The organism is Gordonia sp. NB41Y, assembly GCF_030718915.1.
In the GTDB taxonomy this organism is placed as follows: domain Bacteria; phylum Actinomycetota; class Actinomycetes; order Mycobacteriales; family Mycobacteriaceae; genus Gordonia; species Gordonia desulfuricans.
The window spans coordinates 2,762,475-2,787,781 of sequence record NZ_CP132196.1; the positions used below are offsets into that span (position 1 = coordinate 2,762,475).

Genomic DNA, 25,307 nt, shown 5'->3' on the forward strand with positions numbered 1-25,307 from the left:
TCCGTAGCTGTGAAGCCCAATTGGCGCATATCCTGTCATCACAGGGCGAATTGCATTGCAGTGTCGGCCAGTAGTGGCCTCCAGCGCCAGTAGTGATGCTCGCGCTCTCTGATCCCCTTGTGGCTCCGGGACTTTCATCGTGGCCAACTCCCACGGGAGGGCGAAGTCCCCACCCCGCAGAGTACGACCGTTCGGAGCCGACTTGAACACGGCGAGATGTAGCAGTGGCCTCACGAGGCCTCTGCTCGCTCGTGGCGTACCCGCCCACCTTCGGACGTATCCCTTGCGCCATAGCGTGCCTGGGGCCGGCTCTGGCCGCCGGAACGGCCGCGGGACTTCATCACCGGTGTGACGGAACGTCAGGTCGACGCGGGGTCACGTGAGGCCCTCAGCGATCACGAAGGTGCTCCGGGCCGTACTCCTACCTGTGCCACCCCGAAACTAGGGGAACGCCGTGTGCTCCTGAAACTAGGGGAAGCCGACTGGCGTGTCCCCAGTGAACCGGCCCGGGTGGTTTTAGAGTCCTGATTGCCCTGATGAGGGCGAAGAAGGGACGATGAAGAACATGGCAGGACGCAAGCGCCATTCGGCGGAGGACATCGTGCGCAAGCTGCGCCGGGCCGACGAACTGGCCGCGGAAGGCAAGACCGGCGAGGAGATCGCCGCCGACCTCGAGGTGTCGGCAGCGACCTTGTACAACTGGCGCCGCCAGTACGGCGGCATGGACGGCGACGCCGCGAAGGAACTCAAAGAACTACGCGAGCAGAACAACCGACTCAAACGACTGCTCGCCGATGCCGAGTTGGAGAAAGACGCGCTGCGGGAGATCGCCAGGGGAAAATTCTGAGCCCAACCGCCAAACGCGCCGCCATCGACATGCTCAAAGACGTCAAGAACATGTCAGAACGGATGGCGTGCAGGGTAGTTGGGCTGTCCCGATCCGCGTATCGACGCCTGCCGCAGGCGCAGACACCGGCCGATCCCGACTTCGCACTGCGCGAGCAGCTGCGTGTCTATGCCCGCAAGAATCCACGGCACGGGTACCGGCGGGCGTGGGCACACCTGCGGTTCGACGACGGCATCGAGATCAACAAGAAGAAGGTGCACCGGTTGTGGAAGGACGAAGGACTGCAGGTCCGGCGCGCGCCACGCCGGAAACGGGCCGGCCAGTCATCGGTCCCGATTGTTGTCGCGGACGCGCCGAAGGTGGTGTGGGCATTGGACTTTCAGTTCGATTCCACCGTCGACGGCAAGAAGGTCAAGATCGCTTCGATGGTCGACGAACACACCCGCATGTCGCTGCTGAACATCGTGGACCGGTCCATCCCGGCCGAGCGGTTGATCGAGGAGTTGGAGAAGACATTCGCGATCTGGGGTGGCCCACCGATGGTGCTGCGCATGGACAACGGCCCCGAGTTCATCTCAGAAGCCCTACAAGCGTTCTGCGCAGGGTCGGTGGGGATCTCCTACATTCCGCCCGGCACACCGTGGAACAACGGGTTCATCGAGTCGTTCAACAACCGGCTGCGCGATGAGTGTTTGAACCGCAACTGCTGGCCCACACTGATCGAGGCCCGCGTGGTCATCGAAGACTTCAAAGACGACCACAACCACCGACACCGGCACTCGGCGCTGGGCTACCAAACCCCGGCCGAGTACGCTGCCCGATGCACCCACCAACATCACCCCGTGGGCTGCGAGATCGACTGACGATCACAACGAGGAACCGGCTCTAGAACTACCTGGACCGGTTACCGGGGACCTGCCACGACCTTCCCCTGGTTTCGTGACGTTCCCCGTGTTGTAACTGGGGGAAGGTGACAGAGGTCGGGGAAACCCAACATCACCGGAGGTTCTCGACGGGTCTGACAGGTTCTGCCGGCGTCGACGACCCATCCGGGTCCCTGCCGACAGAATCTAGGGGAAACCCGGGCTTCCCCGTCTTTCGTGACGTTCCCCGGGATACACCTCGGGGATGGTGACGAAGGTAGGGGAAACAAACGTTCCCCTGGTTTCAGGCCCGGCGGTATCCCGACGTTCCCCTAGTTTCAGGTGGGTTGAACCCCCGACTGTCAGGCCGGCCGGCACACAAAGCCCTGAAACGAGTGATGCCCCGTGACCACACAATGGTGGTCACGGGGCATACCCAAAAAATTGTTCGGCGGTGTCCTACTCTCCCACACTGACTAAAGTGCAGTACCATCGGCGCTGGCAGGCTTAGCTTCCGGGTTCGGAATGGGACCGGGCGTTTCCCCACCGCTATAGCCGCCGAAACTCTATGAAACAAACGCTCACGCGTCCGCATTATCATGCGTGCATTGTTTCAGAAGTACATAGTGGATGCGCAAAACCATCTCCATCAAACCCACTCACAAAAAAATGTAAGAGTGTTGTTGTAAGTCCTCGGCCGATTAGTACCAGTCACCTACACCTGTTACCAGGCTTCCAGTTCTGGCCTATCAACCCCATGATCTGTAGGGGGCCTTAACCCTTCAAGAGGGAGAGAAACCTCATCTTGGAACAGGCTTCCCGCTTAGATGCTTTCAGCGGTTATCCCTTCCGAACGTAGCCAACCAGCAATGCTCCTGGCGGAACAACTGGCACACCAGAGGTTCGTCCGTCCCGGTCCTCTCGTACTAGGGACAGGTTTCCTCAAGTTTCTAACGCGCGCGGCGGATAGAGACCGAACTGTCTCACGACGTTCTAAACCCAGCTCGCGTGCCGCTTTAATGGGCGAACAGCCCAACCCTTGGGACCTACTCCAGCCCCAGGATGCGACGAGCCGACATCGAGGTGCCAAACCATCCCGTCGATATGGACTCTTGGGGAAGATCAGCCTGTTATCCCCGGGGTACCTTTTATCCGTTGAGCGACACCACTTCCACACGTTGGTGCCGGATCACTAGTCCCGACTTTCGTCCCTGCTCGACATGTACGTCTCACAGTCAAGCTCCCTTGTGCACTTACACTCAACACCTGATTGCCAACCAGGCTGAGGGAACCTTTGGGCGCCTCCGTTACATTTTGGGAGGCAACCGCCCCAGTTAAACTACCCACCAGGCACTGTCCCTGAACCCGATCAGGGTCCGAGGTTAGAAGTCCAATACGATCAGAGTGGTATTTCAACAACGACTCCATGAACACTGGCGTGCCCACTTCACAGTCTCCCACCTATCCTACACAAACCGAACCGAACACCAATACCAAGCTATAGTGAAGGTCCCGGGGTCTTTTCGTCCTGCCGCGCGTAACGAGCATCTTTACTCGTAATGCAATTTCGCCGAGTCTGTGGTTGAGACAGCAGAGAAGTCGTTACGCCATTCGTGCAGGTCGGAACTTACCCGACAAGGAATTTCGCTACCTTAGGATGGTTATAGTTACCACCGCCGTTTACTGGGGCTTAAATTCTCAGCTTCGCGGGACGAATCCCACTAACCGGTCCTCTTAACCTTCCAGCACCGGGCAGGCGTCAGTCCGTATACATCGTCTTACGACTTCGCACGGACCTGTGTTTTTAGTAAACAGTCGCTTCTCTCTGGTCTCTGCGACCACCACCAGCTCCCACCGAAAAAGTGTTCACCAGTCGTGGTCCCCCTTCTCCCGAAGTTACGGGGGCATTTTGCCGAGTTCCTTAACCACAGTTCTCTCGATCGCCTTAGTATTCTCTACCTGACCACCTGTGTTGGTTTGGGGTACGGGCCGTGTACCAACTCACTAGAGGCTTTTCTCGGCAGCATAGGATCATGGAATTCGCCTCAACGGCTACGCATCACCTCTCAGGCACATGAGTGACGGATTTACCAACCACTCGCCCTACAGGCTTACACCAGTACAACCACTCACTGGCCCCACTACCTTCCTGCGTCACCCCATCGCTTGCCTACTACCAGCCAAGGTCCCATGCAGCCCCCGCCGGCTACCCGAAGGCAGTCCATTGGGATTTGGATGGTTAGTACAACTGATTCAGCATGGGCGCGGATACACGGGTACGGGAATATCAACCCGTTGTCCATCGACTACGCCTGTCGGCCTCGCCTTAGGTCCCGACTCACCCTGGGCGGATTAGCCTGGCCCAGGAACCCTTGGTCATCCGGCGGCAGAGTTTCTCACTCTGCTTTCGCTACTCATGCCTGCATTCTCACTCCCACACCCTCCACACCTAGATCACTCCGGCGCTTCCACGGATGCAGGACGCTCCCCTACCCACCCCACCCACTACACAACCCCCCGTAGAGGATCGCGGATGTCATGGTGGAGTGCCGCGGCTTCGGCGGTGTACTTGAGCCCCGCTACATTGTCGGCGCAGGATCACTTGACCAGTGAGCTATTACGCACTCTTTCAAGGGTGGCTGCTTCTAAGCCAACCTCCTGGTTGTCTTCGCGACCCCACATCCTTTTCCACTTAGTACACGCTTAGGGGCCTTAGCCGGCGATCTGGGCTGTTTCCCTCTCGACTACGAACCTTATCGCCCGCAGTCTCACTGCCACACTCTCACTTACCGGCATTCGGAGTTTGGCTGACGTCAGTAACCTAGTAGGGCCCATCGGCCATCCAGTAGCTCTACCTCCAGTAAGAAACATGCAACGCTGCACCTAAATGCATTTCGGGGAGAACCAGCTATCACGAAGTTTGATTGGCCTTTCACCCCTACCCACAACTCATCCCCTCCATTTTCAACTGAAGTGGGTTCGGGCCTCCACAACATCTTACTGCTGCTTCACCCTGGCCATGGGTAGATCACTTCGCTTCGGGTCTAGACCCAGCGACTCAACGCCCTATTCAGACTCGCTTTCGCTACGGCTACCCCACACGGGTTAACCTTGCCACCGAGCACTAACTCGCAGGCTCATTCTTCAAAAGGCACGCCATCACCCACCACCCGAAGGTGCACAGGCTTTGACGGATTGTAAGCGTCCGGTTTCAGGTACTATTTCACTCCCCTCCCGGGGTACTTTTCACCTTTCCCTCACGGTACTAGTCCGCTATCGGTCACCAGGAAGTATTCAGGCTTACCGGGTGGTCCCGGCAGATTCACAGCAGATTCCACGAGCCCGCTGCTACTTGGGAAAACATCACGCAAGACCACACGCTTTCAGTTACCGGACTCTCACCGTCTACGGCAGACCATTCCAGGCCACTTCACCTAACATGCGATTTTCTGACTCACGTCCTGACAGGTAGATCAGGAAAGACACTCCCCACAACCCCACACACACAACCCCTACCCGGTATCACATGCGCATGGTTTAGCCTCATCCGCTTTCGCTCGCCACTACTCACGGAATCACAATTGTTTTCTCTTCCTATGGGTACTGAGATGTTTCACTTCCCCACGTTCCCCCCACACAGCCTATACATTCAGCTGGTGGTAACACGACATCACTCGTGCTGGGTTTCCCCATTCGGACACCCTCGGATCACAGCTCGTTTGACAACTCCCCGAGGACTATCGCGGCCTACCACGTCCTTCATCGGCTCCTGGTGCCAAGGCATCCACCGAACGCCCTAAAACACTTACAACAACACCTAACAACAACCCCCACACACAACAGTCACAGACCATCATCACGTGAGGACCGAAATTAGACACGTTCTTGAGAACAAACTCGAACAAAACACACAAACCAAAAACAGTTTGTCATGCATTGCAATAAATAAAGATGCTCGCATCCACTATGCACTTCTCAAACAACACACACCCACAACCCGCCACACCTCCGCACCCCACCACAGGGCACCTCACCGGCACGACAAAGAAAATGGGCAGAAGAAACGGTGTGTTCCCTCAGAACCCCGACAGTGTGTTGACAGCACCGAATCCGTCACCGGAAACAGTCACCCGGCCACCGACCTCTCTGATGAGACCGACAACCATGTTGGCGTGTTTGATGTTTCACCCTATGAACACACACCCACCCAACGGACAGACGCCGCCGGCATGGGAATGTTGCATGCTCCTTAGAAAGGAGGTGATCCAGCCGCACCTTCCGGTACGGCTACCTTGTTACGACTTCGTCCCAATCGCCGATCCCACCTTCGACGGCTCCCTCCCAAGGGTTAGGCCACCGGCTTCGGGTGTTACCGACTTTCATGACGTGACGGGCGGTGTGTACAAGGCCCGGGAACGTATTCACCGCAGCGTTGCTGATCTGCGATTACTAGCGACTCCGACTTCATGGGGTCGAGTTGCAGACCCCAATCCGAACTGAGACTGGCTTTAAGGGATTCGCTCCACCTCACGGTATCGCAGCCCTCTGTACCAGCCATTGTAGCATGTGTGAAGCCCTGGACATAAGGGGCATGATGACTTGACGTCATCCCCACCTTCCTCCGAGTTGACCCCGGCAGTCTCCTGCAAGTCCCCGGCATAACCCGCTGGCAATACAGGACAAGGGTTGCGCTCGTTGCGGGACTTAACCCAACATCTCACGACACGAGCTGACGACAGCCATGCACCACCTGTACACCAACCACAAGGGAAACGATATCTCTACCGTCGTCTGGTGTATGTCAAACCCAGGTAAGGTTCTTCGCGTTGCATCGAATTAATCCACATGCTCCGCCGCTTGTGCGGGCCCCCGTCAATTCCTTTGAGTTTTAGCCTTGCGGCCGTACTCCCCAGGCGGGGTACTTAATGCGTTAGCTACGGCACGGAACTCGTGAAATGAGCCCCACACCTAGTACCCACCGTTTACGGCGTGGACTACCAGGGTATCTAATCCTGTTCGCTACCCACGCTTTCGCTCCTCAGCGTCAGTTACTACCCAGAGACCCGCCTTCGCCACCGGTGTTCCTCCTGATATCTGCGCATTTCACCGCTACACCAGGAATTCCAGTCTCCCCTGTAGTACTCAAGTCTGCCCGTATCGCCTGCACGCCTGCAATTGAGTTGCAGAATTTCACAGACGACGCGACAAACCGCCTACGAGCTCTTTACGCCCAGTAATTCCGGACAACGCTTGCACCCTACGTATTACCGCGGCTGCTGGCACGTAGTTGGCCGGTGCTTCTTCTCCAGGTACCGTCACTTGCGCTTCGTCCCTGGCGAAAGAGGTTTACAACCCGAAGGCCGTCATCCCTCACGCGGCGTCGCTGCATCAGGCTTGCGCCCATTGTGCAATATTCCCCACTGCTGCCTCCCGTAGGAGTCTGGGCCGTGTCTCAGTCCCAGTGTGGCCGATCACCCTCTCAGGTCGGCTACCCGTCGTCGCCTTGGTAGGCCATTACCCCACCAACAAGCTGATAGGCCGCGGGCCCATCCCCAACCGCAAAAGCTTTCCACCAAACACCATGCGATGTAAGGTCATATCCGGTATTAGACCCAGTTTCCCAGGCTTATCCCGAAGTCAGGGGCAGATCACCCACGTGTTACTCACCCGTTCGCCACTCGAGTACCCAGCAAGCTGGGCCTTTCCGTTCGACTTGCATGTGTTAAGCACGCCGCCAGCGTTCGTCCTGAGCCAGGATCAAACTCTCCATGAAAAAATAGCGAAACAAAACCAGCCAAAAGCCGGCGTTTCAACACAATCCTTCAACCAGGAAAGCAAAACCTGACCAAAATGATTCTCAAAAAAACAAACTGGCATCAAAAAACTTCATAAACTAATGAACTCCCTGACACCAAAATAATTTGGCATCAAACAATCCACCAACACACTATCGAGTTCTCAAAGAACACACACCCACCAACACCACCCCATCACAAGGGCGAACTCCGGTGAGCTGTACTCAACTTTTTGGATTCGCTACCCGATCCCGGGCAACTTCTCCAGTGTACTGGACGCGCTCGGCGGTGTCAACCCGAAGGTTTCCGACCCGCCAGACCCTGTCCAACCACCCCACCAGCGATCCCCCACACCGAAATGCGGGCGAACAATCTTGCTGGGGTGGTCAGCTGCTACTCGGTTTCCCTTCCCCCACAGTCTCTTTCGAGTCTGTCCGGGGCGGCGCCGTGGCTCGCTGACTTGGAATAAGTTACGCACCGATGGCCGTGGATACAAATCGGCTGGTCAGCGACGTACCGTCCGGTAAACGCGCATGTCACGGGCAGTGCCCGCCGGAATCACGCCGACAAGTGTGGTCGCCACCACTGTTGGCGGTCAGGAAGCGGGTCGGCGCCGGCGAGTGTGGCCGCTCGTGTTCCCTCGACGATCCGGTACGCGATGGAGTCCCGTTCGCTGATCACCATCAGTGGCCACCACAGGGCCCGCACATAGGCGTGTGCGCGGTGTCCGCCATCCCAGTCATAGACACCGCGGTAGCGGTGGTTCGCGTCGTCGGCCATCCAGAGTTTGCTCCTGAATCCGGGGAATCCCACGAACAGCACTGTGTTGCAAACACTTTCGACCCTGAACAGCCAATGAACCACGCGGTTTCCCCCGATCCACCGGATTCGGAACCCGACGATCAGGGTCACCGGCGCCGTCGGCGCGGCGTCGTCGACGGTGGTCTCCCGGTACACACGTGCCTGCGTGCCGTCGGAGAAACCGACCACGCGGCCGTACTCGGTGGTCGGCTGATGCACCTTCCGGCGCAGCATCAGCACAACCGTGGTGATCGCGCATCGTCCGATCGCCGCGGCGGCGACGTACCAGGGATACGGGATCGGGGCGGTCATGGCCGGGTACGGACCGCCGGTGGTATTTCTGCACAGCCCGGGCAACGCACCAGCCCGTCGTGCAGCACCCACCCGTTGATCCGGGCAAGCATGCGCGCCGCGTCATGGGAGTCGACCGCCTTGACCACCAGCGTGCGATCACAGACGTCGCAGCGATTGGTCCACTGGCGTCGACGGATGTCGACGGCATCGGGAGTCGGGGTGTGGAGGAATGTGTGGGTGGTTCTGGTCATCATCGCCCTCGAACGCGATCGCGCGACGGCGACCTCAGCCGGTCGGTCCGTCCACGATCTCGGGTTGTGCGTCTCCTATTGCACTCCTCTGTGACGGCGGTCGCTAGGGCCTTCGGTCACTCGATCGACGCCCAGAACCCCCATATCGGGCAATCACGGTCTGCACCGGGCCGCGAGTTGCAGCCGATGCGAAAGCCGCCATCCGACATGTGCGCATCACGCACCCCCGCGGGCGAACGGATCGGTGGCCGCGGGCAACACGGTCGTCGTGCTCAAGCCGTCCGAACTGACACCCCTGACCTCGCTGATGTTCGCCGACGCCGCCTCCCGCGCCGGCATCTCCGCCGGCGTGATCAACGTGGTCACCGGCCGCGGTGTCACCACCGGGACCGCGGTGGTCGAACACCGCGACGGCTCGATGGTGTCGTTCACCGGGTCCACCACAGTGGGACGCGCAATCGGCTCATCGGTGCCGGGTAGACGGCTGCATCTCGAGCTCGGCGGGAAGGCCCCCTCCGTCGTCTTCGACGACGCCGACCTCGAGGCCGCCGCACAGGGTGCGGTGGCCGGTTCGCTGATCAACACCGGTCAGGACTGCACCGCGGCGACCCGTGTCTATGTACAGCGGCCGCTGTATGCGGTGTTCGTGGAACGGGTCGCCGAGCTCATGTCGTCGGTGGTCCTCGGCGCCGCCGACGATCGGCGACACCGACCTCGGGCCCCTGATCTCGCGCGACCAACAACAGCGCGTGGCCGCGATGGTCGGTCGCACGGCCGCCTCCGGCGCCACTGTCGTCACCGGCGGACAGATCCCCGGCGCGCCGGCCGGGAGCAGCTACTACCTGCCGACCCTGATCACCGACGCCGCACAAGACAGCGAGATCGTGCAGGACGAGGTCTTCGGCCCTTGTCCTGGTGGCACTGCCGTTCGACACCGACGACGAGGGCATCTACCTGGCCAACGACACCGTCTACGGCCTGGCCGCGTCGGCGTGGACGCAGGGCCTCAACCGAGCCGGACGCGCGAGCCGCGAGATCCGCGCGGGATGCGTGTGGATCAACGACCACATCCCGGTCATCAGCGAGATGCCGCACGGCGGGCTCAAGGCCTCCGGGTACGGCAAGGACATGTCCACCTACTCGCTCGACGAATACACCAACATCAAGCACGTGATGACCGACATCACCGGGGTTGCGCGAAAAGGATGGCACAGGGCGGTGTTCCGGCTCTCCCACAACTGAGTCAGCTGCTCAACCTCGTCTCGGTCACGCGTGCTGATACACCGACTACATTCCTTAGTCGGTGGGTCCGGCACTCCGTTTGGTCAGCCGACATGCTCTGGATACGTGCGCGAAAGATGGACGGCAGCATTGGAAAAAGCGTTTGACCTCGCGTGGGAACGGCTGATCTATCCGAACGAAGCCGCTCGCAATGGCGCGTACCTGTGCCCCTGCTGTTACCGCCAGGTCCACCTTCGTGCCGGCAAGTACAAGGTCGCGCACTTCGCGCACAACCAGGGCGAGGGATCGACGCTGTGCGACCTCTACCACCCCGGCACCGGAGACCTCAGTGCATACGAGCAGGCCGTGAGCGAATCAGGCGCACCGCTGCTGCTCCACCTGCACAAAGATGGCTCCGGTTGGTCGCTGTTCGTCGAGCTCGAAGCCCTGTCCCTCGCTGAGAGCGTTCGGTCGTATCGAAGTCTGCTGAGGTTCGATGGAATCCAACTCAAGCGAGATGACTCCCAGCCGCGGCGGCTGAGCGCGGAGCTTCTCTGGCCTGGCACCGGTGGAACCACCGTTGTCATGGAGCCGGCTCGACACTCGACTTCCGTCACCCCGATCGGACAGTGGCCGTCAAGCATCGACATGCGCAGATGGAAGAGTCTGGTGCCCGGACTGTCCTCCAGCGGCGTGTTGTTCGTTCCATATCGGGGTGGGTCGTTCCGTATGTACGACGACGCAACACCACTGCACTGGGGCGACACTATCGTCGTCCTCGGGCCACTGCAGTGCGGACCTCCCGATGCACTCGAAGCCACCGCCCTCAAGGTTGTTGTTGCCGCACATTTCCCCTGGCATGCCTGGAAGGTGCGGTTGCCTCATTCCGCGACCGCTGCGGCCGTTCAGTGGTTGAAGAAATTCCGAGCCTCGGCGTCAAGGCCCCAAGAACGGACGCAGATCGTATCGATGCCCGTCGAGTATGGAACCGGAGGCATACCTCGCTACTTCGTTGGCGATCCGATCGTCGTCGCACCGTCCAGGCAGGCCAACATTCTCGCCGCAGAGCTTCACTCCACACTGAGCGTGACACGACTCGACCCGAACCCGGCCGGGAGCCGAGTCGCCGCGTTTACCATCACCGCTGCCGAGGCAGGGACCATGCGCGTGCGAACGAATCTCGGCAAGGACGTCGCCCGCGTCGAGATCATCACCACCGCCAGCATCTCGTCCGATCCGATGCCGACCGCGTGGCTCGTCAGGCACTCCGGCAATGTACTGCGCCCATTCTCGTCACACCGGTTTCCTGAGCGCGATGAAGCGCTGCGGGTCGAGTCCGATCTCGTCTCGTGCGCCTTCGCCGTCACTGCAAGCTTCCCGGGCACCTGTACTGAGACGTTGCGGCGGGCCGACGCTCAAGCGGCAACCACGTGGATGCGGAGTCGACTGGACTCTGCGACCAGCTTCCAGGTCGATGCAGGCAATTTGGGCTTCGTCCGGCTCGACTACGCCGGGGTGGCGGTTGCAGCGGAGCGTCCCTCGGACAAACGACACGCTAGTAAGATCCGCCGCACGTGGGCTGAAGCCTTTGACCATGCCGCGGATGGTGCAGGGGACCCAGGAACTCCGCATTGGAGAATCAATGGCCGCAGGGCAGCGCGGGCAAACAATCACTGATTGCCTATTGTGTCCGTATGGCGGTAGTCCCCGGAACGCGGGTAGTCGGCAGCATCGAGTACCTGAACGAGCGCTTCGCTGTTATCGAGCCCATTTTCAACAAGCGCGGACTTAACTGGGAGCCCGCGAACCTCGATGACTACCCGAGACGAGGTCGGGTCTTCTGGTGGAGCCCGCAAGTCCCCCTCAGCACCGGGTCCGTTGCGGTGTTCGAACTGGACTTAGGCAAAGGTGATCCGGACGAGTTTGCCGCACGGAACGCCCAACTCCTTTCTCCCGTCCTCGATTACCGATCTACCCCATACGACAAAGCGATCGAGGACCTCACCACCAGCTGGTCTTCGAACAACCGAATCGTCAACGGCGCTGACTGCTACGCCCTATGTCAAAGCGATCGGCTCATCGGCCCGCTCACCCCAACCATCGACGACAGATACTTCTTCGTTGATGCGCAGAATCTTCGGCTAGACCGGATCCCTTTTCGCCATAGCTACGACCACGTTATTACGCTTCCCGACGGCCGGCAGTACTGCGACGCGGCATCCCCCGCCATCGGTCATCTCGACTGCCGACCGGACGGTGAAGTCCTACGGACGGCCCTGACCCATGCGAAGAGCATTGCTCCGAGCATCCTGATCCCCGAGTTCCTTGCAACGAAGAAACTCATGCAAGCGGCTGCTGAGGCCTTGCCGGAGGGAGATGGGGACGGTGACCGGCAGTACAAGCGGGACCGTCTTGAGCGTGCGCTGCGCATCTGCGAGGACAGCGACCAAATCCGTTCCAGTGCAGTCGAACTAGCGAATACCCTCATCAACCTCCCACCCCTCAAGGACGAACTCGATCGTGCGCACGACGCCGCACTTGAGAAGGCCATCGACGACGCCAAGCGTGCCGCCGCCAACGAACTTGCCGAGGAACAGGCAGCTCTGGCCCACTTGCGATCAGAACGTGACGACATCGAAACTCAAGTTTCCCAAGCGCACTCTGAGCTGAGGAAGATTCGGACTGAGGTCCAGACTGCGCAAGCCGACGTGACCAGGCAACTCGACTCGTTGGAGAGCTCGGTGACCAATTGGCAGGTCCCCGGTAACCGGTCCAGGTAGTTCTAGAGCCGGTTCCTCGTTGTGATCGTCAGTCGATCTCGCAGCCCACGGGGTGATGTTGGTGGGTGCATCGGGCAGCGTACTCGGCCGGGGTTTGGTAGCCCAGCGCCGAGTGCCGGTGTCGGTGGTTGTGGTCGTCTTTGAAGTCTTCGATGACCACGCGGGCCTCGATCAGTGTGGGCCAGCAGTTGCGGTTCAAACACTCATCGCGCAGCCGGTTGTTGAACGACTCGATGAACCCGTTGTTCCACGGTGTGCCGGGCGGAATGTAGGAGATCCCCACCGACCCTGCGCAGAACGCTTGTAGGGCTTCTGAGATGAACTCGGGGCCGTTGTCCATGCGCAGCACCATCGGTGGGCCACCCCAGATCGCGAATGTCTTCTCCAACTCCTCGATCAACCGCTCGGCCGGGATGGACCGGTCCACGATGTTCAGCAGCGACATGCGGGTGTGTTCGTCGACCATCGAAGCGATCTTGACCTTCTTGCCGTCGACGGTGGAATCGAACTGAAAGTCCAATGCCCACACCACCTTCGGCGCGTCCGCGACAACAATCGGGACCGATGACTGGCCGGCCCGTTTCCGGCGTGGCGCGCGCCGGACCTGCAGTCCTTCGTCCTTCCACAACCGGTGCACCTTCTTCTTGTTGATCTCGATGCCGTCGTCGAACCGCAGGTGTGCCCACGCCCGCCGGTACCCGTGCCGTGGATTCTTGCGGGCATAGACACGCAGCTGCTCGCGCAGTGCGAAGTCGGGATCGGCCGGTGTCTGCGCCTGCGGCAGGCGTCGATACGCGGATCGGGACAGCCCAACTACCCTGCACGCCATCCGTTCTGACATGTTCTTGACGTCTTTGAGCATGTCGATGGCGGCGCGTTTGGCGGTTGGGCTCAGAATTTTCCCCTGGCGATCTCCCGCAGCGCGTCTTTCTCCAACTCGGCATCGGCGAGCAGTCGTTTGAGTCGGTTGTTCTGCTCGCGTAGTTCTTTGAGTTCCTTCGCGGCGTCGCCGTCCATGCCGCCGTACTGGCGGCGCCAGTTGTACAAGGTCGCTGCCGACACCTCGAGGTCGGCGGCGATCTCCTCGCCGGTCTTGCCTTCCGCGGCCAGTTCGTCGGCCCGGCGCAGCTTGCGCACGATGTCCTCCGCCGAATGGCGCTTGCGTCCTGCCATGTTCTTCATCGTCCCTTCTTCGCCCTCATCAGGGCAATCAGGACTCTAAAACCACCCGGGCCGGTTCACTGGGGACACGCCACAATCGCATTTCTGCGCTGGTGGATGATGCCACCGAGTTGCTCACGGAGTCAGTTCTTCTGCGTGCGTTGCGCTCCGGGGTGGAGTCACCGAAGACTGACGCCTGCCCCACGTACTCGACGTCGGACCCCTTCCCTCAGCGACATGCCGACCCCGCGTCCGGCAGCCTTCCTCGAGCCCTCAGCGCAGCAGCGAAAGCAGTGGGGCTGGACACCCATGTCCTCTTGCGTATCCACGGTGCAGCGCGTGCTGGTCTAGTCCCCGTTCTGACCGGCAATGGTGCGGCCTCCGCGCTGGCCGTATACGCGATGGTGGCGTGCGGGGGGCGCCTCGCGACCCTGCCCGTCGCTCACGACTTCCTCCATCCAGTTGATCTTCTGGGTGTCCGGTCGTCGAACCCCGCCATGACGCGTCTACACAGCGGCATCCTCCTCGGAGCCAATGCCGCGGTTAGCAAAAGTGGTCCCGGCATGCTAGTCCTGGAGTCTGTCAATCAGGCACCTACGGAGTCGTATCTCCTCCCGTGGCTGGAGGAATGATCAAGACCTGTGGATCTGGGAGGGCGTGCCTTCCCGCAAATATGATCCCGGTAGTCACTTGATCAAGTCAGCGTTGCAGCGCTGGCGGAAAGGCACGCCTCGTGCTCACGGTAGTCAACACCAATGAAGGTTCCAACCCGGCCGACGATCAGAGCCGCTCGATCCTCGATGAGATCGTGCGTGACGGCGCCCGACAGATGCTTGCCGCGGCGCTACGCGCGGAGGTGGCCGCCTACATCGACCAGTTCGCCGATCAGGTCGACGAGAACGGGCACCGACTGGTAGTCCGTAACGGGTACCACAACGCGCGGGAGGTGATGACCGCCGCGGGTGCGGTCACGGTGAAAGCACCGCGGGTCAATGACAAGCGTGTCGACCCCGAAACCGAGGAGCGGCACAAGTTTTCGTCGAAGATCTTGCCCGCGTGGGCGCGTAAGAGTCCGGAGATCTCCGCGGTGCTGCCGTTGCTGTATCTACATGGGCTGTCCTCGGGTGATTTCGGGCCGGCGCTCGAGCAGTTCCTGGGGTCGGGCGCCGGACTGTCGGCGGCCACGATCACCCGGCTGACCAAGCAATGGCAGAAAGAGGCCGCCGCCTTCGCCGACCGGGCTATCACCGCCGACTATGTGTACCTGTGGGTCGACGGTATCCACCTCAAGGTGCGTTTGGAGCAGGAGAAGCTGTGCCTGCTGGTGATGATCGGGGTCCGCGCCGACGGCAAGAAGGAACTCATCGCAGTCGCTGATGGGTATCGGGAATCGACCGAGTCGTGGGCGGATCTGCTGCGGTCGTGCAAACGCCGCGGCATGCCGGCGCCGGCTCTGGCCGTCGGGGACGGGGCGCTCGGCTTCTGGGCCGCGATCCGGGAGGTGTTCCCCGACACGCGTGAGCAACGATGCTGGTTCCACAAACAAGCCAATGTTCTTGCTGCGCTACCGAAATCAGCCCACCCCAACGCGATCAAGGCGATGCAGGAAATCTACAACGCCGAAGACGAACACCACGCCCGCCAAGCGATCACCGCGTTCGAGAAAGCCTACAGCGCCAAGTACCCGAAGGCCGTGGCCAAGATCGTCGATGACGACGACGTGCTACTCGAGTTCTACCGGTACCCGGCCGAACACTGGATACATCTGCGCACCACCAACCCGATCGAGTCCACGTTCGCGACCGTGCGACTGCGGACCAAGGTGACCAAAGGCCCCGGATCACGGGCCGCCGGCATCGCGATGGCCTACAAGTTGATCGAGGCTGCCCAATCGAAATGGCGGGCGGTCAACGCACCGCACCTGGTGAAACTGGTCCGTGACGGCGCCACCTTCGAAAAAGGCAAACTCGTCGAACCCGACCCCAACTCAGACTCCGAGGAGGCCGCCTGAAACTCGCCCATCCACAGGTCTTGACAATAACTCCGTGGCTGCAGCAGCCCAACCGCGCGATTGCCGTCCCCGATGCAGTCCGACCAACTATCGGTGCCACACGCGTGACTCCGCACCCTGAGCTATTCATCGCCGCGACTGCTGTCATGGGAACGACCACTGCCCCAGTTAGTCCCGACCTTTGGGGATTCGCAGTAGCGATCGACGTCCCAACGCAGTCCTCCTGCCCGGATGCCACCTTGACTCCGACAACATTCCGCGAGAAGTCGAGGCAGCCCTCTGAAGCCTCACCTCAGATCTGCACAGCAGTGTCCGATATTGATGCCGCTCTGGGCGATCGCTACGGCATCGATGAGACGCTGCTAGAAGCCGCACTCAAGTTCGGCGCCGCACTCGCGGGACAAGACAATTACAGCATTGTCCTCTCGATCATCGAATGTCTCGTTCTCCCCTCCCTCGCCACAACTCTCACGGGTCCCGAACTCAACGACGCGGTCGAGGTCGCTCTAACACTATGCGGTACTACCGATTCCAAGCAGCGCCAAGCCATAGCGCGCAAGGCGCAAAGATTCCACCGGGCTTTTGCATGACCGGCGGTTCGCCAAAGATCAGGCAGCGGAAGAACGCACCTCCAGCACGGCACGTGTCTGAGGCCCTCGGTTTGCCTTCACAGACACCAGCATCAGACGCCACGTACGAGCTGTTGCGTGGAATCGCATGGGCGTCGACCGGTGGCCGTGTGCCGGTGTCCACACGGACTCTGCTCGATCGGGCTATGCCGTTTTTTGCATCTTTGTCTGGCGACAGTGCCGACGTATCCGAGAAGCGTGAACGGCTACACCACAGCCTCGACGTCCTCGCCGCGATCGGAGATCTGGCGCTGCTGCCCCGAGGGCAATGGCTGTCGGTAAGCGGCTGCGTTGTCCGGCTCGATGCCGCCGACCACCCGCAGAACCTCCTGATCAGTGGAGTACCACTGCTCCGGATGAGTCCTGAAGATCGGGATGCCGTTCACCTCGACGGCCCGCGACGCCTGCTACATCCCCACCTTGAGCTGACCAGGATTGGAATCCCTACCATCACCATCGATGAATGGGCTCGACGACCTCTCCTATCTCTGGCCGAATGGACAACCAACGAGATAGCGAACGAGCTCGTCGAGACCCCCGGTGATCTCGACGTTGCGTCGTTCCGCTTCTACGTTCCTGCACTCGCTTCCGCCGGAACGCGTCAAAGCAACCGCTGGTTCACTACCAATGATCAGTTGCAGGGTCGGTACCTTGCCCACGCCGAGCAACCCGCGGGTTGGACCCAGCACTACGTTGCCGAGGTCGATTCTGGTGACGTCGTTGGCATCCGCGAGCTCGATCCTCAGGATGTCCGGCCCCTAATGTTCGGACTTGACCACTCCGCGGGTAACCCCACATCCGTTCACTGGGTCGAATCCACCCAGAAAGTCCTCCTGCGCCTCCCGAATCCACTCCCGTATGCCGAGGCACGGATAGTCGCAGCCCTATCGGATTCAACAGGCAACCGACAATGGGAACTCACTCAGGGCAGGGAGTCCGTCCGACGAACCCTGACCGAACTCGGAGTCACGTTCGTGGTCAGCGATTCGACTGGACGAAAGAGCTGACTGACGACGCTCACCGTGCATGAGTTGATCGAGACCCGAGGACACGGAGCGGTTCAGTGCCGGCTGTTACAAGCCAGAAGCCACGCAGATCTGAAGTCGGCCACTCCGCGGGGCGCGGTCGCTTCCAAACAGGTGCAGGGACCACAATTCTCTGTGAGTTGCACCGCGGACGACTGGTCCCGATGACCTATCAGCCTGCGGTACGGAACTTCCTGTAACTGATCTCAAGGAGGTCGTGATCGGGGCGTTCAGCTCGCGCCCTTGGCACAACCATCAGTCTGCGTCCGTGATGGTCCTGCAGGCCATGACGGAGCATCGGACCATCAATCTCATCGAGAAGATCCTGGCGGATCTCAACCACGTAGTTGTCTGGTCTGATGCCCAGAATCTTCTTGTCGAATGCGGCATGATGGATCTTGCACAGTGCCAAACCGTTTCGTACGGACGCGATGCCTGCTTCCTCAGCATCCGGAATGATGTGGGCGGCATCAAGAAGCTCTCCGTGCCGCAATGAGCAGACAGCGCAGCGTGTCTCGTAGGCTCGCATCACTGTTGCACGGAAGACCGGTTGATGCAGTCTTCGCTTCGATTCCGTCTTGGCGTAGCGCTTGAGGTTGTCGTCGATCGGCGTGTCCGAAGAGAGGATGTCCGCAACCGATTCCGGAGCGAGGATGAACTGATGCTTCTCCGGCTCTTCTCGAAGGATGTAGATGGGGAAGATTGGCTTGTAGGCTGCCACGCCAACGCCGAAAAACCAGATCAACGGCTGCCGCCGCTCCATCGCTTCGCGTAGGGCGCGGTTTTCCGCGTGATCAGGGTCGTCGCCGCGCCACTTATACGTGATCGTGCCGTCCGTCCCGATCTCATCCGCGTACGGCCGGCGCGACTCGTCCGCCCTGTACACCGTTCGGATGGATAGCGCACTCGCAAGCTGACGAGGTTTCCGAATTCCCCGCTGTGCATCCATCAGTCGGAACCGCTCACCGCCAAAGGAGAAGTCGAGCAACTCGTCAGAAGTGATGGCTTCGAGACCATCTTGTGTTCGCCGAGTGAGCCATCCCATCGCCGCTAGGCGCAACTCCCGATCGAACTCCTCCTGGGTCGGCAAGTCGACCTCCATCTCTTCCGCTCAACGCGACCTCGCCGCGAACCAGCACGCCAACTACCCGACCACACTGCCGGTGCATCCTCTCAGGATTTCAGCACATATCAGCTCTGAGCTTCTACTCCAGCCGAGTCCACGACTCACGAGGCTCTATCGTCAAACTGGCTGCACCTCGGCCCGTCCCGACTTCGGAATCAACAGTCACTTTTCAGGACGACACCGAGCCCGCCTGAGTCAGCCCCGATCGGCAACTTCAACCGTGCCGCCGTCCTCGATTGCATCCGTCGCTCCGAGGAGCAGTATCTCTTTGAGGCCCTCCGGAGTCGACGCCGGCGATTTCGAGAGGGAATCGACACGTCGGCACGAGTCGGAGGCGTGGAGTACGACCACCACACTCCTGTGCGTAGGGCGCTCCCCGAGGAGTCCGACGGACGAGACCCACCGGCGCATTGATCACCACTGATATCGAACGTATATTCGTAGGTGGTCGAGGGTGCTCCAGATTGTCAGACCCCTCGCCTACTGTGGTCTGAGTGGAAGAGCGAGTCTTCCACCTGCGGGAGGAGACACCATGCGTGGCAACGATTTCGATTCGATCGTCGACACCGCATGGCGGAACTTCCGGGCCTCGCTCGCCGATCAGCTGTTCATGTTCACCGACCGCTCGTTCACCTGGGTCGCACAGAACCCGGAGATCCCCGACGGCCCGCACGGTCATCTCGACTTCGAGTTCACGCGAGCCAATCGGCTCCGGATGACGCTCAACCCCACCACCCTGCATCCCGACGCCGAGTGCTACCTCGAGCAGGTCGAGATGCTGACCGAACTCGGCTGGCGTCAGCTGCGCAACGAGAAGTTCATTCTCGAGCGTGGACGACGGCATGTCGACGAACTGGCTGCGATCGCCGTCGCCACGCTGCGCCAGGTGTGGGAGGTCTTGCATCCGGCGTTTCTCACCAGCCCGCTCCTCGAGTCCCCGGCACCGTGGACCGAGCCACCGCTGAACGTTGGCGTCATACCGGGCAATGCCGATCAGCTGCGCGCACTGATCGTGACCGCGCTCTCGGAGGCGACCGGCACCGCGGTGGAACTCGACGACGACGGCGATGTCCCGTTGCCGACCCATCCGTGTCGGTCGTGGCTGCAGATCACTCCCGATGCTCCGCGGATCGAGCTGTTCGCACAGCTCACCGACCGCATCCCGGATCCCGCGGCGGCCGCGACCTACCTTGCCGCGCAGCCCACTTCGTTCAACGCGGTGCGGTTGAGCCTCCGACAGGGTGCGGTGTTCGCACAGATGGTGCTCGACGCCCGCGTCTTCCACGATCGTGTTCTCACCGCAGCCATGGTCGAGTGGTTCGACTTCATGGAGTCCGATGCCGCCGAGATCATCACCACCATCGAAGGTGCGGGCGCCGATCCCACCGCCGACGCGTGCGCCACGGGTGACTGCGCACCCGAGGAGGAGGTGCCGGCCGGGCTGCTCGCGGTGTTGGAACTGGCCCCGATGAGCGGCACCGTGACGCCCGAGGACGTCGCGCACGTGTGTGACCACGATCGGGAGGCCATGCTCGACTACCTCCACCGCTGCGAAGAGCAGGCCGTCGAATGGGGTCGTAACGCGGCGCGAGAGATCGACGCCGACGAGGCCGCCGCCTGCCGACACGAGCAGCGGGTCTGGGAGGTGACCGCCGAACTGTTGCGGGACGCGTTGCGATTGGTCGACGACAATCACGGGATGCGCCCGGCGGGGTGAACCAATACCCCAGCCGACAGCCCGCCAGCGGTGCGGCTACACGAACCCCGATGCCCACTCCTCGTCCAGCACCATCTCGAACTCGTCGCTGAAGTCCAACTGGCAGGTCCCCGGTAACCGGTCCAGGTAGTTCTAGAGCCGGTTCCTCGTTGTGATCGTCAGTCGATCTCGCAGCCCACGGGGTGATGTTGGTGGGTGCATCGGGCAGCGTACTCGGCCGGGGTTTGGTAGCCCAGCGCCGAGTGCCGGTGTCGGTGGTTGTGGTCGTCTTTGAAGTCTTCGATGACCACGCGGGCCTCGATCAGTGTGGGCCAGCAGTTGCGGTTCAAACACTCATCGCGCAGCCGGTTGTTGAACGACTCGATGAACCCGTTGTTCCACGGTGTGCCGGGCGGAATGTAGGAGATCCCCACCGACCCTGCGCAGAACGCTTGTAGGGCTTCTGAGATGAACTCGGGGCCGTTGTCCATGCGCAGCACCATCGGTGGGCCACCCCAGATCGCGAATGTCTTCTCCAACTCCTCGATCAACCGCTCGGCCGGGATGGACCGGTCCACGATGTTCAGCAGCGACATGCGGGTGTGTTCGTCGACCATCGAAGCGATCTTGACCTTCTTGCCGTCGACGGTGGAATCGAACTGAAAGTCCAATGCCCACACCACCTTCGGCGCGTCCGCGACAACAATCGGGACCGATGACTGGCCGGCCCGTTTCCGGCGTGGCGCGCGCCGGACCTGCAGTCCTTCGTCCTTCCACAACCGGTGCACCTTCTTCTTGTTGATCTCGATGCCGTCGTCGAACCGCAGGTGTGCCCACGCCCGCCGGTACCCGTGCCGTGGATTCTTGCGGGCATAGACACGCAGCTGCTCGCGCAGTGCGAAGTCGGGATCGGCCGGTGTCTGCGCCTGCGGCAGGCGTCGATACGCGGATCGGGACAGCCCAACTACCCTGCACGCCATCCGTTCTGACATGTTCTTGACGTCTTTGAGCATGTCGATGGCGGCGCGTTTGGCGGTTGGGCTCAGAATTTTCCCCTGGCGATCTCCCGCAGCGCGTCTTTCTCCAACTCGGCATCGGCGAGCAGTCGTTTGAGTCGGTTGTTCTGCTCGCGTAGTTCTTTGAGTTCCTTCGCGGCGTCGCCGTCCATGCCGCCGTACTGGCGGCGCCAGTTGTACAAGGTCGCTGCCGACACCTCGAGGTCGGCGGCGATCTCCTCGCCGGTCTTGCCTTCCGCGGCCAGTTCGTCGGCCCGGCGCAGCTTGCGCACGATGTCCTCCGCCGAATGGCGCTTGCGTCCTGCCATGTTCTTCATCGTCCCTTCTTCGCCCTCATCAGGGCAATCAGGACTCTAAAACCACCCGGGCCGGTTCACTGGGGACACGCCACAACTGCCAAGCGAGCCCCGTCTCGCCGAGCAACTGGTCCCATGACGCCGCACGCGGGATCCTTCGGCGTAGGACCTCATTGCGGGTGACCGTCACCGCGAGCGTCCCTGCCCGTAGCAGGGCAGGAATGTTCAGGTGTCTGATGTGCTGCGGACGAAAGGCGTCGCGTCGGTTGCCCATCGCGAGATGGCCCCCCACCACGAACGACACCTTGCCGACGGACATGGCCGACACCAACGTGTGTGCAGCGAGAAGGAGTTCGGAACGCTTACCCGCCTCCCGCTCGTCGAGACGTGGCGAACCGGTTTGCAGCATCGCCATTCCATGAACGTGCGTGCGCACAATCAGTTCGGTGGCGGTCACGGCCAGCCCAGGCGTCAGCAGCCCGCTGCGCAGATTCCAGCCCTCTCCGGGCCGCATCCCCGAGTAGGAGTCACGCGCAAAGTCCCTCAATGCCTTGTTCTTACAGTTTGCCAGGTACGACATCCCTGGAATCGGCAAGCCCATCGGCGTTACGATATCGGCACCGAGGTGCTTCGCCAGTAGCCCTGCCGCCTCGAACCACGACTCTGTGCCGGCATATCTGCCGTCCTTGACGCCCATACCCACACCATCCGGCAGCCAAGCGATACCACGGAACTCACCATCACGAATCTGCTTGAGGGAGTCCAAGATACGTGCCAAGTCGTGGCCGGAGGACTTGATCCGGTGCGCGGGTCCGCCGAACCCCCTCTCCATGTAGTCGATCGGCAACCGGGCGCCGGCCTGCTCCCAACCACGCACACGATCCAAGTCTTTGAGATGCGTACCGAGTGCGAGCACTTTCGAATCTGTCTCGGAATCCAGCCAAGCCGACAGCGCCCCCACGAGACCGACAGCCCCCAGCATGGCGAGATCTACAGTGGACCACTGCAAACGATGACGTCGACGCCACTTCTCCAAGGCATCGCGTTGGCTGTCGGTGAGCGTCTCCTCGAGTTCGACGGACGTCCATCCCTGTTCTGCGCGGAACTCGTCGTTGAACTCGGTCAGTTGTTCATAGGTCTGGTGCTGCGGCGCAGGCGCAATGGTTTGTCCCACTGTTTCCTCGGTCAGGGCCTGCTCGATGACCGCTTCGAGATCCATCAGTCGACGGGCCTGAGTGTCGAGATTCCGCTCGACGTCATCACTCATCGCCGGCCCCGATCGGCGCGCGGTCACGAACCACCTCTAGAACTGTCACGGTGGTTCGAGACCGGTCCAGGCGATCGTTGAGCATGGCAATCTGCTGCTCGAGGTCTACGTTCCGGCGGGCTTCGGAGTCTCGCTGACTCTTGAGGTCGTTGATTCGGTTCACCAGTGCACCTTGCTGATTCACCACCGTATTGATCCGCTCCTGCATCGCCTCGACGACCCGCCGCTGAACCTCGTCGGAATCTTCGGCATCAGCGGCGACCATCTTCGCGATCAGATCTACTTTCACCGCCTGGATGGCGGCGACGTTCGTCGAGCTCCGAATCTGGCCGGCACCTGCCACTGCCAGACCGAACACACCACCGAAGAGCGCGCCGACCGCCAACTGACCCCAGTTGATACTGCGCCGTCGAAGTGAGCTGCGGATCGCATCGAATTCTCTCGTCATCGTGTCGAGATCGCCAGAATGCAAGCTGGTCAACGACTCCGAAGCAATCTGTAACGCCGTCTCCCGATTTCCACGGGCCCAACTCAATCCCTCGGACCAGGGCTCGAAGGTCATCAGCTCGGCCAGGACCACGATCGCTTCGGACCTCTTATGCAGATCGGCGGCGGCCAGTGGTGCCAGCTCCGCAATCTTCGACGCCCGGAGGATCGCCGGGGCGGTGTAGACGTCCTGAACCCGCGTGAGCACCTCTCCCACGATCGCGGGCTCGGTCTCGCGGTACTGCCCGATCGTCGCGTCGGTCGCGTTGAGGATCTGCGATTCCTTGTCAGCCTTTACTTCTGCAGCGGGGTCATGGGCGCGGTCGTACTCCATCATCTGGATCTGCAGAAGCTGCAGAGCCAGTTCAGACCGCGGCGTGAGTTCCGCACCGGGAAGTCGAAGGTCCTCCACCTCGTCATCGTCTGAGCTGGAGACGGTGTGGCTTCCAGGATCCTCGGGGCCACCCCGCAGGGCACGACGAGCTCTACCGGCCACGTCACGAATACCTCGACGTCCCTGGGTGAGCCCTTCGTTCAGGACTCCGGTGAGCTTGTCACCGACGGCATGCGCAGTATCGCCCAGACTGTGGTCCTCAGGGGCACTCCACTGGACGCGGCGAAGGTTGCGTTGGGCGCCGAATTCTTCGAGTACGGTGTGGACCTCCGACACTGACCGGCGGAATGTCTCTATGTTCCGGACACGTAGACGATCCAATGGATCGACATGGCCGGCCGCGTCGACACGGTCGCACGCATCCGTCCACAACTCTCGGTCGGCAGTCGTGCAATCCTCCAGGGCAGCGCCTGCTGCAGTTGTCGACTCCTCCAGCTCGCCGACGGTCGTCGCATTCCGAAGTGCCAACGAGTGCCACAGCAACGCAGTCCCCTCCACAACAGTCAGCAGACGAAGGCAATCGGCGAGCCGATCGTCTTCGACGAGGGCGTTCACCTGCTGGATCCGATCGGACAGCGAGGTTTCAGGGTCGATCTGGTCGATCATCTGCTGGATGTGGCGACGAAGCTTCACCAACGCCGACTGGAGCCCCTCGCCGAGTGAGTCGAGATTGTCCCAACTCGTGGACCGTTGACCACTGGGCGCCTCGGTCACGGCTTGCCTCAGCCTCGCGAGCCGGCCGATCACGTCGCCGGCCTCAGTGGCTTGCACCGCGTGGAGCAAAGCTGTGGCCTTGGGCCTGATCACCTCTGCGGTCCTGTCCACCTGCTTGAGTACGTTCGACAACGCGATATCGAGGACTGCCGCATCGAGCCTTGTCGCGTCGGCATTCACCAGGGTTCTTGTCTGCCATGTCTGCCCGGTAGCCTCCGTCGTACAGACGAATGGACCGTCTGCGGAAGGTACTGCGCCAGCGGACCGAAGCGCTTCACGTCCGGCCTCCGACATGGTGACCCACCGACCGCGGGCATGCTGCACCATCCGAAGGTTGTCGGGGACAGCTGCGATCACCCGACCGATATGATCCGCGGTCAACGCCGCATCCCCACCGACACCGCCGGAGACATCCCGCATGCGGCGCAGATGGGCATCTACCGCCATCCCCGATCCGACGATGACCAGGTTCTCATCGCGAATGACGAGCAAGTACTCGTCGGCCACGGAAGGACTCGACGTTGGAGACTCTGCAGACATGCCGCAATCCTGACAGACATATCCGACAGGGTTGAGCGACCGCGGCAGAAATCAGGCGGGTGGACGACGGTCGTTCGAATCAATGACCCCGTCG

At 61.1% G+C, this 25,307-nt stretch carries 14 protein-coding genes, 3 rRNA genes and 1 pseudogene; 8 read left to right on the plus strand and 10 right to left on the minus strand.

Annotated elements, in window-relative coordinates:
- Positions 1-556 precede the first annotated feature (556 nt).
- Positions 557-1,710 (plus strand): IS3 family transposase gene (locus Q9K23_RS11890; RefSeq protein WP_305950142.1). Its coding sequence is split into 2 segments (ribosomal slippage): positions 557-833 and positions 833-1,710, totalling 1,155 coding nucleotides; the frame shifts between segments, so codons are not numbered across the junction.
- A 446-nt stretch (positions 1,711-2,156) separates the two neighbouring features.
- Here the strand turns inward: Q9K23_RS11890 and rrf are convergent.
- The 5 genes from rrf to Q9K23_RS11915 all read right to left on the minus strand — a co-directional run bounded on the left by rrf (position 2,157) and on the right by Q9K23_RS11915 (position 8,851).
- Positions 2,157-2,273, minus strand: a 5S ribosomal RNA gene (gene rrf / locus Q9K23_RS11895).
- 118 nt (positions 2,274-2,391) lie between these two features.
- Positions 2,392-5,521, minus strand: a 23S ribosomal RNA gene (locus Q9K23_RS11900).
- Between the two features lie 442 nt (positions 5,522-5,963).
- Positions 5,964-7,483: ribosomal RNA gene (locus tag Q9K23_RS11905) — 16S ribosomal RNA — on the minus strand.
- The 16S, 23S and 5S rRNA genes sit together here, the layout of an rRNA operon.
- 580 nt (positions 7,484-8,063) lie before the next feature.
- The gene (locus tag Q9K23_RS11910; protein WP_020792278.1) at positions 8,064-8,618 is read right to left on the minus strand and encodes a hypothetical protein; all 555 of its coding nucleotides are present in this window, start codon (positions 8,616-8,618) and stop codon (positions 8,064-8,066) included.
- Positions 8,615-8,851, minus strand: a complete 237-nt coding sequence (locus tag Q9K23_RS11915) for a hypothetical protein (RefSeq protein ID WP_152972568.1) — start codon at positions 8,849-8,851, stop codon at positions 8,615-8,617. The genes Q9K23_RS11910 and Q9K23_RS11915 overlap by 4 nt, the downstream gene beginning before the upstream one ends.
- A gap of 241 nt (positions 8,852-9,092) precedes the next feature.
- On the opposite strand from Q9K23_RS11915, the pseudogene Q9K23_RS11920 reads away from it, so the two are divergent.
- From Q9K23_RS11920 to Q9K23_RS11930, 3 genes and pseudogenes are all read left to right on the plus strand, one after another.
- Positions 9,093-10,093, plus strand: a pseudogene (locus Q9K23_RS11920) (aldehyde dehydrogenase family protein); the annotation flags it as partial.
- Positions 10,094-10,198: 105 nt separating this feature from the next.
- Positions 10,199-11,749: a hypothetical protein gene (locus Q9K23_RS11925; protein ID WP_152972569.1), complete on the plus strand. Its 1,551-nt coding sequence runs from the start codon at positions 10,199-10,201 to the stop codon at positions 11,747-11,749.
- A 17-nt stretch (positions 11,750-11,766) separates the two neighbouring features.
- Complete coding sequence (locus Q9K23_RS11930; RefSeq protein ID WP_053776041.1) at positions 11,767-12,852, plus strand: hypothetical protein; 1,086 nt, start codon at positions 11,767-11,769, stop codon at positions 12,850-12,852.
- Positions 12,853-12,880: 28 nt separating this feature from the next.
- Here the strand turns inward: Q9K23_RS11930 and Q9K23_RS11935 are convergent.
- Positions 12,881-14,034 (minus strand): IS3 family transposase gene (locus Q9K23_RS11935; protein ID WP_305950142.1). Its coding sequence is split into 2 segments (ribosomal slippage): positions 12,881-13,758 and positions 13,758-14,034, totalling 1,155 coding nucleotides; the frame shifts between segments, so codons are not numbered across the junction.
- 712 nt (positions 14,035-14,746) lie between these two features.
- Here Q9K23_RS11935 and Q9K23_RS11940 point away from each other — a divergent pair.
- From Q9K23_RS11940 to Q9K23_RS11950, 3 genes are all read left to right on the plus strand, one after another.
- Positions 14,747-16,024 (plus strand): IS256 family transposase, encoded by a 1,278-nt coding sequence (locus Q9K23_RS11940; RefSeq protein ID WP_053778630.1) that lies wholly within the window; start codon positions 14,747-14,749, stop codon positions 16,022-16,024.
- 308 nt (positions 16,025-16,332) lie between these two features.
- Complete coding sequence (locus Q9K23_RS11945) at positions 16,333-16,614, plus strand: hypothetical protein (protein ID WP_053777168.1); 282 nt, start codon at positions 16,333-16,335, stop codon at positions 16,612-16,614.
- Between the two features lie 185 nt (positions 16,615-16,799).
- On the plus strand, positions 16,800-17,660 hold the full coding sequence (locus Q9K23_RS11950) for a hypothetical protein (RefSeq protein WP_305950516.1): 861 nt from the start codon (positions 16,800-16,802) through the stop codon (positions 17,658-17,660).
- 190 nt (positions 17,661-17,850) lie between these two features.
- Here the strand turns inward: Q9K23_RS11950 and Q9K23_RS11955 are convergent, their stop codons facing one another.
- The gene (locus Q9K23_RS11955) at positions 17,851-18,780 is read right to left on the minus strand and encodes an HNH endonuclease (RefSeq protein WP_305950517.1); all 930 of its coding nucleotides are present in this window, start codon (positions 18,778-18,780) and stop codon (positions 17,851-17,853) included.
- 556 nt (positions 18,781-19,336) lie between these two features.
- Between Q9K23_RS11955 and Q9K23_RS11960 the strand changes: the two genes are divergently transcribed.
- Positions 19,337-20,521 (plus strand): hypothetical protein, encoded by a 1,185-nt coding sequence (locus Q9K23_RS11960; RefSeq protein ID WP_020791678.1) that lies wholly within the window; start codon positions 19,337-19,339, stop codon positions 20,519-20,521.
- Between the two features lie 158 nt (positions 20,522-20,679).
- Here the strand turns inward: Q9K23_RS11960 and Q9K23_RS11965 are convergent.
- The 3 genes from Q9K23_RS11965 to Q9K23_RS11975 all read right to left on the minus strand — a co-directional run bounded on the left by Q9K23_RS11965 (position 20,680) and on the right by Q9K23_RS11975 (position 25,180).
- A protein-coding gene (locus tag Q9K23_RS11965) for an IS3 family transposase (RefSeq protein WP_305950142.1) occupies positions 20,680-21,833 on the minus strand; the annotation gives its coding sequence in 2 pieces (ribosomal slippage) (positions 20,680-21,557 and positions 21,557-21,833; 1,155 coding nt in all).
- Positions 21,834-21,861: 28 nt separating this feature from the next.
- Complete coding sequence (locus Q9K23_RS11970) at positions 21,862-23,106, minus strand: hypothetical protein (protein WP_053775990.1); 1,245 nt, start codon at positions 23,104-23,106, stop codon at positions 21,862-21,864.
- The gene (locus tag Q9K23_RS11975; RefSeq protein ID WP_053775991.1) at positions 23,072-25,180 is read right to left on the minus strand and encodes a hypothetical protein; all 2,109 of its coding nucleotides are present in this window, start codon (positions 25,178-25,180) and stop codon (positions 23,072-23,074) included. Before Q9K23_RS11975 ends, Q9K23_RS11970 begins: the two co-directional genes overlap by 35 nt.
- Positions 25,181-25,307 lie beyond the last annotated feature (127 nt).

What these genes read in the sequence shown, in the direction of transcription:
- Q9K23_RS11930 (WP_053776041.1), top strand. Translation starts at nt 11,767, where the DNA reads ATGGCGGTAGTCCCCGGAACGCGGGTAGTCGGCAGCATCGAGTACCTG.
- Q9K23_RS11960 (WP_020791678.1), top strand. Translation starts at nt 19,337, where the DNA reads ATGCGTGGCAACGATTTCGATTCGATCGTCGACACCGCATGGCGGAAC.
- Q9K23_RS11910 (WP_020792278.1), bottom strand. Translation starts at nt 8,618, where the DNA reads ATGACCGCCCCGATCCCGTATCCCTGGTACGTCGCCGCCGCGGCGATC.
- Q9K23_RS11950 (WP_305950516.1), top strand. Translation starts at nt 16,800, where the DNA reads ATGCCGTTTTTTGCATCTTTGTCTGGCGACAGTGCCGACGTATCCGAG.
- Q9K23_RS11955 (WP_305950517.1), bottom strand. Translation starts at nt 18,780, where the DNA reads ATGGAGGTCGACTTGCCGACCCAGGAGGAGTTCGATCGGGAGTTGCGC.
- Q9K23_RS11915 (WP_152972568.1), bottom strand. Translation starts at nt 8,851, where the DNA reads ATGACCAGAACCACCCACACATTCCTCCACACCCCGACTCCCGATGCC.